Consider the following 12788-nt stretch of genomic DNA (forward strand, 5'->3'; position numbering starts at 1 on the left):
CTGAAGCAATGAGCCTGAAAACCACGCTTTTCAGGCGCTTGTCCCGCTTGCGGGGGCTTGTCCCGCTTGCGGGGAAATGATGCGCCGCTTTTGAAATTGAATAATTTCAAAAGCAAAATGATCTAGTAGCCTGCCGCTCTCCCTGAGGGCTGGCAGACGTTGCAACAGCGGGAGTTTTTATGCAACGCGTTCACTTTGCATCGGATCACGCCGGATTTGAGCTGAAAGAATTTTTGGCCCGGGCAGTAAAGGATCTGGGGCATGAAGTCATTGATCACGGCACTTTCTCCAAAGAAAGTTGCGATTACCCGGTGTTCGCGCATAAGCTCTGCGAGGCTGTGGAGCAGGACGCCTGCCCGGGGATTTTGATTTGCGGCACGGGCATCGGCATGTCCATTGCCGCCAACCGGCATCCGGGCATCCGGGCGGCGCTGTGCGGCACGGAACTGCATGCCCGCCTGGCGCGCCGCCACAATAACGCCAATGTGCTGTGCCTGGGCTCGCGCGTCACCGGCGTTGAGCTGGCGCTCGCAATCATGACCGCGTTTCTGGAAAGCAGCTTTGAGAACGGCCGCCATCAGCGACGCCTGGATCAGCTCAATATACCCTGCCGCGGCTTCTGAAACAGATTTTCACCAACGGCGAAACACGTTCAATTTTATTTTGTTTTAAAGGATTGCCATGCTGCTTTACAATACTCTGGGCCGTCAGAAAGAAGAATTCATTCCGGTTCGACCGGGCAAGGTCAATATGTATGTCTGCGGCATCACAGCCTATGACTATTGTCACATCGGCCATGCGCGCTCGGCCCTGGTCTTTGACGTCCTTGTCCGCCATCTGCGCCATCTTGGCCTTGACGTTTTTTTTGTCCGCAACTTTACCGACGTGGATGACAAAATCATCAATCGCGCCAACAAAGAAGGCCGCGCTTGGCGGGAAGTGGCACAGACGTATATTGACGCCTTTCATGAAGACATGGATCGCCTGCATGTGCTGCGCGCCGACGCCGAACCCCGCGCCACGGAGTATATAGCGGAGATAGAGTCGCTCTGCGCAAAATTGATTGCCGAAGGCAAAGCCTATGCCGCGCCTTCCGGCGACGTGTATTTCAGGGTGCGTTCCTATGCGCCGTACGGCAAGCTTTCCGGGCGCGGCCTGGACGAGCTCCTGTCCGGCGCGCGCGTGGCCCCGGGCGAAGAAAAGGAAGACCCTCTGGATTTTGCGCTCTGGAAGGCGGCCAAACCCGGCGAGCCCTCCTGGAAGAGCCCCTGGGGCCAGGGGCGGCCGGGCTGGCACATCGAATGCTCGGCCATGAGCGCTCCGTATCTTCCCTTGGATATCCACGGCGGCGGCCAGGATTTGATCTTTCCCCATCATGAGAATGAAATTGCGCAGTCCGAGGCTGCTTGCCGTTGTGAGTTGGCCCGTTACTGGGTGCATAACGGTTTTGTGCAGGTCAATGCCGAGAAAATGTCCAAATCCCTGGGCAATTTCAAAACCATCCGCGACATTTTGGAGAGCTACCTGCCGGAAACCCTGCGCTTTTTCCTGTTGGGAAAACACTATCGCAGCCCCATTGACTTTACCCCCGAAGGGATGGACGAGGCGGAAAAGGCCCAGCACCGGGTCTATGCGTCCATGCTGGAAGCCGAGAAAGCGCTTGCCCGGAGCACATGGAAAAAATCGCCCCTGCCCCAACAGTTGCTCCAGGAGTGGGCGGCCCTGCCGCAGGCCTTTGAGGCCTCACTGGACGACGATCTGAACACCGCGCAAGCTCTGGGGCAGATATTTTCGCAAGTGCGCATCGTCAACCGCCTGCTGGAAGAAAAAAGCCTGCGCTCGTCAGAAGGCGCGCGCGGATTGCTGGAAGAATTTCTGGAGCGCAGCCGCAACTGGGAGGCGCAGCTCGGTCTTTTCGGTCGGGAACCCGCTGCTTTTCTGGCTGATTTGCGCGCCATGCGCGGCAAACGCAAAAACCTTGATCTGCATGCCGTGGAGGCGCTGCTGCGCGAGCGCCGGGACGCCCGCAGCAGAAAGGATTTCGCGCGTTCCGACGATCTCCGCGACCGCTTGCTTGCGCTGGGTGTCACTGTGCGCGATACGCCGGAAGGGCAGACCTGGGATCTTGAATAGCGTTTCCGGCACAGCCCCCTTGGAGGCAGCAAACACGGCCACGCTGAAAAAACCGCGCCGGACAACGCGGGATTTCTGCCAAACGGCCTGCCCGCTGCCCGGCAGTTGGCATTCCGGCCATGACCGGAGCGCGCCCGCTCCTGTCGTGCGGGTGCGGGCATCTGCTTCCCGACTCGTTGCAGCGTTTTGGACATGTCATACGCAAGATGCTCTCAAAACAGCAGCGGCAGAAGGGTGAAACGCCGTGGCGCGCCTTGTGTGCTGTATCCTGCCGCTTGAGGATAACTATGCTGTTTCGCCATGCACGCACACGCCGCTGGGTGGCCCTGCTCGCCCTGCTCGGCTTTTTGCTGCCGCAGATCATTCCCGCTGCCGCTCAGGCCTTTTTCTTTGGCGGAGTTTCGATCAAAGATGAAAAGGATATGGGCCGCAAGTTTGACATCATGGTCCGTTCAAACCTGGCCGTGGTCGACGACCCGGAAGTGAGCCAATATGTGAAGTATCTGCTTGATCGCCTGGTCAGGGCCCTCCCTCCCCAGCCGTTTGATTTCAAGGCTACGGCGGTTCTGCATAATTCCTTGAACGCCTTTGCCGTGCCGGGCGGCTATGTCTTCGTCTTCACGGGCCTGATCATGAATCTGGATCGGGAGGATGAGCTGGCCGGAGTGCTGGCCCACGAGCTGGCCCATGTGACCCAGCGCCATGTGGCTTCGCGCCTGGAGCGGGCCCAGTACCTGACAGTCGGCTCGCTGCTGCTGGCCATTGCCGGCGTGGCGGCGGGCGGAGCCGGCGGCGGCGCGCTGGCGATGGGCGCCTTGGGGGCCGGGCAGTCGGCTATGCTCAACTACAGCCGCGTGGATGAAAACGAGGCTGATCATATCGGCCTGCAATATCTGACGGCGGCAGGCTATCCGCCCAGCGGCATGGCAGGCGGTTTCAAGGTCTTGCGCCAGAAAAGCTGGATGAGCGGCACGAGCGTGCCCACCTATCTTTCCACCCACCCGGCCATAGGGGATCGCATTAACGGCTTGCAGGCCCGGATCAAAACCCTGCCTGCGCAGGTCCAAAACCGCAGGCTGGACAACCGGCGCTTCATCCGCGTCAAAACGCTGCTCTGGGCCCGATACGGCGATGAGCAGGCCGCCCTGCAACGCTTTTCAGGCAAAGACGGGCTTTCGCAGATGGGGCGGGGCATCGTGCTTGCCCGCCAGAACCGAATCAATGAAGCCAGCGCCGCTTTTGACCGGGCGCTTGCCGCAGCCCCCGCCGATCCGCTGGTTCTGCGCGAAGCCGGAGCCTTTCATTACCGCAAGGGCGACATGAGCCGGGCGGAGGGGCTCTTGCGCCAGGCCATGCGCCTGGAGCCGCGCGACTACATGGCCGCTTTTTTCTACGCCCGCATGTTGGATGAAACCGGAAACCCGGCCCAGGCGGGCAAGTATTATGCGGATGTGCTGCGCTATGTGCCTGAAGATGCCGAAGTGCATCAGGCCTTTGCCCGTTCCCTGGGAAAAAGCGGAAAGACCCTGGAGGCCTATGTGCATATGACGTACAGCGCCCTCTACTCCAACAACAGGAAATTGACTGAACGTTACTTCAATCAGGCCAAAGGCCTGGCAAACCGCGCTGCGGACAAGCGGCCCTTCCGGCGGCTGGAAGCGGCATACAAAGAACGCAAGGAAATATGGGACAAGAATTGATGCAAACGCACGCCACAACCATACTGGCAGTGAAAAAGGACGGGCATGTGGCCATGGCCGGCGACGGGCAGGTGACCCTGGGCCAGAATATGATCATGAAGCATTCGGCCCAGAAAGTGCGTCGTCTTCACGATGGCAGGATTCTCGCGGGTTTTGCCGGGGCCACGGCCGATGCCTTTACCCTCTTTGAGCTTTTCGAGGCCAAGCTGAAAGAAGTGCGCGGCAATCTGCTGCGCGCGGCCGTGGAAATGACCAAGGAATGGCGCAAGGACAAATACCTGCGCAAGCTTGAGGCCATGCTGCTGCTGGCCGACAACGAGCATCTGCTCATTGTCTCGGGCACGGGTGATGTCATTGAGCCTGACGACGACGTAGCGGCCATCGGCAGCGGCGGCCCGTTTGCTCTGGCCGCGGCCAGGGCCTTGCGGCGGCACAGCGGGCTGGACGCCGAGGCTGTTGTGCGTGAATCCATGCGCATTGCTTCCGAAATTTGCGTATATACCAACGATCATCTGACGGTTGAGCTTTTATAGCGTGCCTCATGACGTGAAAACGCCACCGCGCAAGATCTTCCGTCCGGGCAACAGGGGCGGCCGCCTGCGTTGCCCCGGTCGCATTTAGAGCGTTTTGCTAATGAAATTAGCTAAACGCTCTGGCGACAGCGTTAGCTGGCGCCCGCGCCGGCGGTAGCCGTTAGCAAGCTTTGCTTGCTTACGGATAGCGACAGCGGTTGCGTTGGCTGGCTGTCGCAGTAACCAGTTGCTGTCTTCATCCGTAGCTTCCTTCGTCGCAACGGCTGAAGCAATGAGCGTCCAGACCGCATTTTGGACGCGAAATGATGGCAGCGAAGTGATTGAAAATGGATATTTTCAATCAAAAAATACTCTAAGGAATCAGCCCATGATCCACATCACGGCGGGTTGCAAAGTCAATCTGGGTCTGCGCGTCACGGGCGTGCGGGCTGACGGCTATCACGAGCTGGACTCCCTTTTCTATCCCCTGCCAAGTCCCTGCGATCATCTCGGCATCAGCCTTTTGGATAAGCCGGGGCTCACTCTTCGCTGCAACGCCCCGGGCATTGATCTCACAAACAATACCCTGACCAGGGCGTACGCGGCTTTTGCCGAAGCAGCGGGCGGCGCTCCCGGCATTGAGCTGGAACTGAAAAAGGGCATTCCTGTGGGGGCCGGCCTCGGCGGGGGAAGCAGCGATGCGGCCGCTCTGCTGCTCTGGCTCAACAGTCGGCTTGCCAAGCCTTTCAAGCAGGCGAGCTTGACCGAGATCGCTCTGCGGGTGGGCGCGGATACCCCCTTTTTCCTGCAACACGCTCCCTGCCGGGTGCGCGGCATAGGCGAAAGGCTGACGCCTCTTGCCCATGATTTTTCAGGCCACCGTCTGGTGCTGGTCTGCCCGGATATCTCTGTCAGTACATCCTGGGCTTTTGCCCGCTATGACGAGCTTTGCGCGGCTCCGACAGCGACTGCCGCGCAAAAGAGCTTGACAAAGCGCCCCTGCAAGGCTAATGGAACTTTTCTCTCGGGGCCGGGGTTCAGCGAAGCCGCGGACGCCTGGTCCCTCCGGGAGACAGGCAACGATCTGGAGGCCGCAGTGTTTCCCCGGTACCCGCAACTGGCGGCCATCAAGGCGGATCTGTTGCGTCTGGGGGCTGACGCGGCCTGCATGAGCGGCAGCGGCTCCAGCATTGTTGGCGTGTTCGGTCGCGCTGAAGCCGCGCTGGCCGCCAAGGCTGCGGAAGCGTTGCGGGAAGAGAAAAGACGCGTTTTTTTGCTGCAGTTGTGACGTACTGGGATGTAGCCAAGTGGTAAGGCAACGGGTTTTGGCTCCGTCATTCGAAGGTTCGAACCCTTCCATCCCAGCCATACCTTGCTCCTGCGACAGTGCCGTGCTCACGGCGAAAACGCCCGGCACAGAGGCTTTCACGCCCCGGCCGGGCTCTTCCGGCCATGACAGACGGAGCTTTTCGGTTTTAATCGCCCTTTGGCGCGCAAACAAGGCGGCCCCATGTTCAGCGACCTGAAAATCGTCACCGGCTCGTCCAATCCGGATCTGGCAAAAGCCATTTGCGATCACCTGGGCTGCCAGCTTACTCCCACGCTCGCCACCACGTTCAGCGATGGGGAGCTGCGCATTGAGATCGGCGACAATGTGCGCGGGGACGACGTTTTTGTGGTCCAGCCCACCTGCCCTCCGGCGGTCAACCGCAATCTTGTGCAGCTCTGTCTGATGCTGGACGCGCTCAAACGGGCAAGCGCCGGGCGGATCACGGCAGTGATTCCCTATTACGCCTATGCCCGCCAGGATCGCAAAGTCAGCCCCCGCGCGCCTATCAGCGCGAAAGTGGTCTCGGATTTCATCAGTGTGGCCGGCGCTGAACGCGTTGTCACCATTGATCTGCACGCGGGCCAGATCCAGGGCTTTTTCAACTGCCCTGTGGACAATCTCTTTGCCGTGCCGGTTATGCTTGACGCTTTACGCCAGCTCAATGAGGACAAGCTCGTCATTGTCTCACCGGACGCCGGAGGCGTGGAACGCGCGCGCGCCTATGCAAAAAGGCTCAACGCGCCCTTGGCGATTGTCGATAAACGCCGCGACCGGCCCAATCAGGCCCAGGCCATGCATGTCATCGGCGAAGTGGAAGGTCGCCTGGCCATTGTGGTGGACGACATGATCGATACCGCGGGCACGCTTTGCGCCGGCGCTGAGGTGCTGCTCAAATACGGCGCCACGAAAATCGTGGCCTGCGCGACGCATCCGGTTCTTTCCGGGCCGGCCATTGATCGCATTAATGCCACCGAAGCGCTCTCCCAGGTTTTTGTCACGGACACCATTCCCCTGGGCGACAAACTGGAGCGCTGCCCCAAGCTGCGGATTATCTCCGTGGCGGCGCTTCTGGGCAAAACCATTCACAACATCCATACCGGCTCATCCGTAAGCGTGTTGTTTGTGTAGCGGATGTGAATTGTGAACAGGCACGCCCTGCCTGGCCGCCATTACGGCCCAAAACGGCACGACGCGCTTTCCACGGATTCGGACAACGTGCCGTCCCGCAAGGGAACGGCAACTGCGCATCAGAACTTTTTCCGCACGTTTCAGGCGGCGGTAAGCCAAGGAGTGGACCATGAACATTGAAAAAACGTTGAGCGTGCAAAAGCGCGAGGGTTGCGGCAAAGGCCCCAGCGGCCGCTTGCGCGCCCAAAAATTGATTCCCGGCGTGTTCTACACAGGCAAGGGCGAAAACATCGCTGTGCAGGCGCCTGCGCTGCCGCTGGAAAAAATGTATGACGAAATGGGTCACACGACGGTGTTTAATCTTGAAATCGACGAAAACGGGCAGAAAAGCACATACCCCGTGCTGATCTGGCAGGTGCAGCGCCATCCTTACAAAAAATGCTTCACGCACATAGATTTTTACGGGGTGGACCTGCATAAGGACGTCAAGGTGGATGTGCCCCTCGAATTCATCGGCGTTTCGCGCGGCGTCAAGTTGGGCGGCGTTCTGGAAACCTACCATGAAAGCATCCGCTTGAGCAGCAAGCCCATGGATATGCCCCAGAAAATCACCATTGACGTGTCCGACATGGATATTAATGATACCCTCACTGTGGAAGATCTGCAGTTGCCTGCCAATGTGTCGGCCGTGTATGATCACAACTTTGCCGTGGTCAGCGTGCTGGCAAAATCCAAGGATGATGAGGAAGAAGGCGCTGCGGAAGGGGCCGCTGCCGCTGCCGAGTAATTCGGCTTTCCCCTATTTTGCGCAGGCCGGTTCCTTTTTTTGGAGCCGGCCTCCTTTTTGGAGCATATTAACTTTAGAGCAGATTACCTTTGAGATTGTATAATCTTGGAGGGTAGTATGCATTGCCATGCGGGAACGTGAAATCAGCTATACCACATTGAAGCGCGACGGGCGTTGCGTGACCATTGAGCTCTGGCCCAATGCCGAAGCCGGGCTGATGCTCTTTTATCCCGGCACCATGCTCTCGCCCATTCAATACCGGCCCATGCTTGCCGCCTTGCACGAGGCAGGCTTTGCAGTAGCCGGACTGCATTTGACCGGCCACGGTCTCAATCCGCACTCCGCAAGATTCAGCTTTGAGGATCTCCTGAAAGACGGCCTTGATGCCGAAGAATGGCTGCGCAATGCCGGTTTTGCGCAGATTGCCGTTTGCGGCCACAGCCAGGGCGGCATTCTGACTCTGGCGCACGCCGCGGCCTCCAGGCGGCTGACAGCGGCCTTTCCCATTTGCGGCATACTGCCGCAGCGGCCCGAAGCCATTGAGCTGACTCTTTTCCGGGCGTTGGGCTCCCGACGCGCCGCGCTTATGACCTGGCTCAACGCCCTGGCCCGCTGGCTGCCTCGTTTGCCCTTGCCTGTGTCTGCCTATCTTTCCTTGAGGCGGATCAGCGCAAACGCGCGCCACATACGCATGAACAGGCAGAAAAGCCGAGTAAGTTATCCCCTGAGCTATGTGGCCAGTTTGTTCAATGCCCGCCTGTCACGGCATCTGCAGTGCCCGCTGTTTTTTTTCAATGCCAGGGATGACGCATTGTTCACTCCCGCTCTGGCCGGCGCTACATTCCAGTTTTTGCATGCGCCGCAAAAACACTTGATCTGGTTGCCCGGCGGCGGTCATCTTGCCGCGTTGAACCCTGCGCTCTGCCGGTATACGGCGCGAATCGCCGCAGCGGCCTGCGCGGGTTTGGGCCTGCCCCTGCATTTGGAAACGTCATGCCCCGCGGAAGGTGCAAAAGATGGAATATAACGGCATAGTGGTCGGGCTGGGCAACCCCGGTCCGCGTTACCAGGGCACCCGCCACAATTGCGGCTTTGCCCTGGTCTCGGCGCTGGTGCAGGAAGCGGAACGCGAAGGTCAGGTCACGGAATGCAATGGAGGCAAATTTTCCTGTGAACTCTGGCGGCTGCGCCTGCCCCGCCTGAAAGGCGTCTGGCTTGCGGCCAGGCCGCTGACATTCATGAATCTGAGCGGGCAATGCGTGCAGCCCTTGCTGGCATGGCACAAGCTCAAGCCCAGTCAGCTTCTTGTGGCCCATGATGAACTTGACATCCCGGCCGGGGAACTGCGCTTCAAGCTGGGCGGCGGCAATGCGGGGCATAATGGGCTCAAATCCATCACCGAACTGCTCGGCGCCCCGGATTTTTACCGTCTGCGCATTGGCATCGGCCGCCCGCAGCACAAGGGAGATGTGCTTAACTGGGTACTCGGGCGGCCTGATGCCGAGGATGCCGAACATTTGCGGGAAGCCATGCCCAAAGCGCTTGAGACCCTGTTCATTTTTGCCGACAAAGGCCTGGAGGCCGCAATGCGACAGGCGCGCGGCGCTGCGCCCCGCAAAAAAGCGGAACAGCCGGGCAAAACAAAATAGAGCGGTTTGCTGTTGAAAACGGCAAGCGCTCTGGCGGCCGTGGGAGCGGACGCCCGCGCCGGCGGTAGCCGTTAGCAAGCTTTGCTTGCTTGCGCCAGCCGTTGGCGAGTCTGCGAGCCTTACGGATGGCGACAGCGGTTGCGTTGGCTGGCTGTCGCAGTAACCAGTTGCTGTCTTCATCCGTAGCTTCCTTCGTCGCAACGGCTGAAGCAATGAGCCTGAAAACCACGCTTTTCAGGCGCTTGTCCCGCTTGCGGGGACTTGTCCCGCTTGCGGGGAAATGATGGCAGCGCCGCTTTTGAAATTGAATACTTTCAAAAGCAAAATGCTCCAGAAGCTCTTGTTGCGGGACGCATGCGCATACGTTTTTTATTGAGGGATTCGCCTCTGAGATGGTTTTCGTAAAAAATTCATTGTAATTTTACATGGTTGAGAAAAAAATTTCACTCTGAAAGTCACACCCTTTTTTTATTTTTTCTCTGGACTCCCGGCCGCGGTTGGGATATGTTTTTTGAAGAGTGGATATTTGTATCCATAACTTCCCAAACATGACTTTCAACCCCCTTTGTGTATTGCTGATTTTTCCATGAGTCAGCAACTGTCGAACTTCAGGCCCGTTCGTCGCTGCACGCGTCGTCAGGCGCCGACATACTCCCCGGCGGCAAAGTCGATAAACGCTTATGCACCAAGGCTGAGCCGCACGCGCAACGCGCGCCGCAGGCGTCGCCGGCAGTCAACTCTCGCTTATCGGCGTCCGGATCTGTTTATAGAGCAGTTCCACTTTGAAACTGCCTGCTGGCGTGAAAGCGGCGTCGCCGCCGTAGCGGCATGCAAATAGCGACAGCGGTTTCCCTGGACAAAGCCCGGCGCAAGCCAAGTGCTGCCTTTATCCGTGCCGCTCGCCAGCTCGCCTGCGGCTACAGCAAGAACCAATGTAGAGAGAGCCCCTGGCGTGGCTCGCTGCCGCAAGGGCAGACCGGGCTTTCTCAGGGCGAAAAGGCTCGGGAGTCAGCAAGAAAGTGTTTTGCCGTTTTTACTGCCTTATCCCCGGAGGTTTGGGAGGAGTCTTTCAGGCCTGAAGTAACGGCAGCACTCTGCTGTCGTCGCCGTCCGGGAAGGTTGCCCGCTTGAGAAAAGCTCTTCTCAAGGAGGACAGGCATCCAAGATGCGCAGCCGTTACCTGCGCCAGCTCAGCAGCGGCGTCCCTTTGGGGCGTGTGGTGAAATCATGTTTACACCGGATGATCTCGTCGTTTACCCGGCACAGGGCCTTGGAAAAATTGAACGCATTGACCGGCAGAATATCGGCGGCATTGCATGTCAATTCTACATTGTGCGTATTCGCGCCAATAACATTACGCTGATGGTCCCGGTGAATAATGCCGCCAATGTGGGATTGCGCAAACTTACTTCCCCGGAGGAAGCCAGGCGGATTCTTGATTCTTTATATGTCGATACTGACAAGATCATCTATACCGGCCAGAATTGGAACCGGCGCTTTCGGGAGTATTCCGAACGCCTGAAAAGTCCGGAACTTGCGGTGGTCAGTGAAGTTTTGCGTGAACTGCTGCTCATCGGGCGCGTCAAAGAGCTTTCTTTCGGCGAGCGGCGCCTGCAGGAGCAGGCTATGTGCCTTGTGACCGGGGAACTGGCGGAAGTGCTGCAACTCAGCGAAGAAGCCTTGCGCGAAGAGCTGCTTGAAATCTATGCGCCGCCGCTTGCGTCCGAGGCTGTAGCCAACTGACGCTCGAATCCTCACCCGAGCTGCGCGCTGCAATGCCTGAGCGTTGGTTTGGTCGGCATATTCTCTATTTTTTTCTTGCCATAATGACAAAGATGCGCTAATCGCTTTGCACACGTCTTCTTTGTCCCCTTACCATCCGCCCCCAGTATTACAATGCCATTCGGCATTGTGCATGTTGCATTATGTATTCTCTTCAAAAAAAACCGGATTGTTATGCGCAAAAAGAAAACTACCACAGCACTGTTGACAGACAGCGTCATGAGCCTCACGGTTCTGAAAACCCGCAGCATGCAAGAGCTCATGGAGTTGGCGGAACAGTTTGAAATTGAAAATGCCAGTTCCATGCGCAAGCAGGAGATCATTTTTGCCCTGCTTTCCACCTGTGCTTCGCAAAACGGCTCAATTTACGGCGACGGCGTGCTGGAAATTCTGCCGGACGGCTTCGGCTTTTTGCGCTCGCCTCTTTGCAGTTACATGCCCGGCCCGGACGATATTTACGTTTCCCCGTCCCAGATTCGCCGCTTTGCTCTTCGCAAGGGCGACATTGTCGCCGGGCAAATCAGGCCGCCCAAGGAGGGGGAACGCTACTTCGCTCTGCTCAAAGTGACCGAAATCGGCTTTGAGCCGCCGGAACACGCCAAGAACCTGGTTCTCTTCGACAATCTCACGCCTATCTATCCCAATCAGCAACTCGTCATGGAAAACGGCGAGAAAAATCTTTCCAACCGGGTCATCGACCTCATGGCCCCCATCGGCTGCGGGCAGCGCGGCCTGATTGTCGCGCCGCCGCGCACCGGCAAAACCATCCTGCTCCAGTCCCTGGCCAACGCCATCAATGCCAACAACCCCGACGTCTACCTCATTGTTCTGCTCATTGACGAACGCCCGGAAGAAGTCACGGACATGGAGCGCACGGTCAAAAAAGCGGAAGTGATCAGTTCAACCTTTGACGAGCCGCCGCAGCGCCATGTGCAGGTCTGCGAGATGGTGCTGGAAAAAGCCAAACGGCTGGTGGAACGCAAGCGCGACGTGGTCATCCTGCTTGATTCCATTACCCGCCTGAGCCGCGCTTACAACGCGGTCACGCCCTCGTCGGGCCGCGTGCTTTCAGGCGGCCTGGACGCCAACGCCCTGCAGCGTCCCAAGCGCTTTTTCGGCGCGGCCCGGAACATTGAGGAAGGCGGCAGTCTGACCATCATTGCCACAGCGCTGATCGACACCGGCTCACGCATGGACGAAGTGATTTTTGAAGAATTCAAGGGCACCGGCAATATGGAAATTTACCTTGACCGGCACCTTTCGGAGAAGCGTGTCTTCCCGGCCATCGACATCAACCGTACCGGTACCCGCAAGGAAGATCTGCTCCTGACCGACGACGTGCTCAACCGCGTGTGGATATTGCGCAAAATTCTGGCGCCCATGTCTTCTATCGACAGCATGGAATTCTTGCTGGACAAAATGCGCGCCACCAAAACCAACAAGGATTTCATGAACGCCATGGGCAAGTAGAGCGTTGAGCTAATTTCATTAGCAAAACGCTCTACTAGAGCAGATTACCTTTGACTTTTTATGAAAGTCAAAGGTGGCATTCAGGCGAAAAACGCGGTTTTCGCCTGAATGTACGCCGCGTTGCGGCGGCTGCCGCTTTCGCGTCAGCAGAGCATTTTCAAAGTGAAAATGCTCTAGAGCAGATTACCTTTGACTTTTTATGAAAGTCAAAGGTGGCATTCAGGCGAAAAACGCGGTTTTCGCCTGAATGTACGCCGCGTTGCGGCGGCTGCCGCTTTCGCGTCAGCAGAGCATTTT

At 58.1% G+C, this 12788-nt stretch carries 11 protein-coding genes and 1 tRNA gene; all 12 read left to right on the plus strand.

The genetic code is table 11. The features are described from left to right. The first annotated feature begins 179 nt into the window (after nucleotides 1–179). Nucleotides 180–623 carry a ribose 5-phosphate isomerase B gene (rpiB, locus tag G7Y52_RS08105; protein WP_165069824.1) on the plus strand — a complete coding sequence of 148 codons (444 nt, stop codon included), beginning with the start codon at nucleotides 180–182 and terminating at the stop codon, nucleotides 621–623. A gap of 58 nt (nucleotides 624–681) precedes the next feature. Next, entirely contained in the window at nucleotides 682–2133 is a 1452-nt protein-coding gene (cysS, locus tag G7Y52_RS08110; protein ID WP_165069827.1) for a cysteine--tRNA ligase, read from the plus strand. A gap of 287 nt (nucleotides 2134–2420) precedes the next feature. Continuing rightward, nucleotides 2421–3833, plus strand: a complete 1413-nt coding sequence (locus tag G7Y52_RS08115) for a M48 family metallopeptidase (protein ID WP_165069845.1) — start codon at nucleotides 2421–2423, stop codon at nucleotides 3831–3833. Next, entirely contained in the window at nucleotides 3833–4366 is a 534-nt protein-coding gene (gene hslV / locus G7Y52_RS08120) for an ATP-dependent protease subunit HslV (RefSeq protein WP_165069896.1), read from the plus strand. The genes G7Y52_RS08115 and hslV overlap by 1 nt, the downstream gene beginning before the upstream one ends. A gap of 367 nt (nucleotides 4367–4733) precedes the next feature. Then, a complete protein-coding gene (ispE, locus tag G7Y52_RS08125) occupies nucleotides 4734–5633 on the plus strand; it encodes a 4-(cytidine 5'-diphospho)-2-C-methyl-D-erythritol kinase (protein ID WP_165069852.1) in 900 nt (299 codons plus the stop codon). 5 nt (nucleotides 5634–5638) lie between these two features. Next, a tRNA-Gln gene (locus tag G7Y52_RS08130) sits at nucleotides 5639–5713 on the plus strand. A 142-nt stretch (nucleotides 5714–5855) separates the two neighbouring features. Further along, nucleotides 5856–6803, plus strand: a complete 948-nt coding sequence (locus tag G7Y52_RS08135; protein ID WP_165069855.1) for a ribose-phosphate pyrophosphokinase — start codon at nucleotides 5856–5858, stop codon at nucleotides 6801–6803. A gap of 169 nt (nucleotides 6804–6972) precedes the next feature. Further along, on the plus strand, nucleotides 6973–7590 hold the full coding sequence (locus G7Y52_RS08140; RefSeq protein ID WP_165069859.1) for a 50S ribosomal protein L25/general stress protein Ctc: 618 nt from the start codon (nucleotides 6973–6975) through the stop codon (nucleotides 7588–7590). Nucleotides 7591–7717: 127 nt separating this feature from the next. Beyond that, nucleotides 7718–8617: an alpha/beta fold hydrolase gene (locus tag G7Y52_RS08145; RefSeq protein WP_165069862.1), complete on the plus strand. Its 900-nt coding sequence runs from the start codon at nucleotides 7718–7720 to the stop codon at nucleotides 8615–8617. After that, on the plus strand, nucleotides 8607–9239 hold the full coding sequence (gene pth / locus G7Y52_RS08150) for an aminoacyl-tRNA hydrolase (RefSeq protein WP_165069881.1): 633 nt from the start codon (nucleotides 8607–8609) through the stop codon (nucleotides 9237–9239). Before G7Y52_RS08145 ends, pth begins: the two co-directional genes overlap by 11 nt. A 1227-nt stretch (nucleotides 9240–10466) precedes the next feature. Beyond that, nucleotides 10467–10982 (plus strand): CarD family transcriptional regulator, encoded by a 516-nt coding sequence (locus G7Y52_RS08155; protein WP_165069884.1) that lies wholly within the window; start codon nucleotides 10467–10469, stop codon nucleotides 10980–10982. A gap of 213 nt (nucleotides 10983–11195) precedes the next feature. Further along, on the plus strand, nucleotides 11196–12491 hold the full coding sequence (rho, locus tag G7Y52_RS08160; protein WP_241159664.1) for a transcription termination factor Rho: 1296 nt from the start codon (nucleotides 11196–11198) through the stop codon (nucleotides 12489–12491). Nucleotides 12492–12788 lie beyond the last annotated feature (297 nt).

This window comes from Desulfovibrio sp. ZJ200 (assembly GCF_011039095.1).
GTDB lineage: Bacteria > Desulfobacterota > Desulfovibrionia > Desulfovibrionales > Desulfovibrionaceae > Desulfovibrio.

Bases quoted from the DNA above. Each gene is read 5' to 3' on its own strand.
- ispE (WP_165069852.1), top strand. From the start codon at position 4,734: ATGATCCACATCACGGCGGGTTGCAAAGTCAATCTGGGTCTGCGCGTC.
- G7Y52_RS08140 (WP_165069859.1), top strand. From the start codon at position 6,973: ATGAACATTGAAAAAACGTTGAGCGTGCAAAAGCGCGAGGGTTGCGGC.
- G7Y52_RS08115 (WP_165069845.1), top strand. From the start codon at position 2,421: ATGCTGTTTCGCCATGCACGCACACGCCGCTGGGTGGCCCTGCTCGCC.
- G7Y52_RS08145 (WP_165069862.1), top strand. From the start codon at position 7,718: ATGCGGGAACGTGAAATCAGCTATACCACATTGAAGCGCGACGGGCGT.
- pth (WP_165069881.1), top strand. From the start codon at position 8,607: ATGGAATATAACGGCATAGTGGTCGGGCTGGGCAACCCCGGTCCGCGT.
- rpiB (WP_165069824.1), top strand. From the start codon at position 180: ATGCAACGCGTTCACTTTGCATCGGATCACGCCGGATTTGAGCTGAAA.
- rho (WP_241159664.1), top strand. From the start codon at position 11,196: ATGCGCAAAAAGAAAACTACCACAGCACTGTTGACAGACAGCGTCATG.
- G7Y52_RS08135 (WP_165069855.1), top strand. From the start codon at position 5,856: ATGTTCAGCGACCTGAAAATCGTCACCGGCTCGTCCAATCCGGATCTG.
- cysS (WP_165069827.1), top strand. From the start codon at position 682: ATGCTGCTTTACAATACTCTGGGCCGTCAGAAAGAAGAATTCATTCCG.
- G7Y52_RS08155 (WP_165069884.1), top strand. From the start codon at position 10,467: ATGTTTACACCGGATGATCTCGTCGTTTACCCGGCACAGGGCCTTGGA.
- hslV (WP_165069896.1), top strand. From the start codon at position 3,833: ATGCAAACGCACGCCACAACCATACTGGCAGTGAAAAAGGACGGGCAT.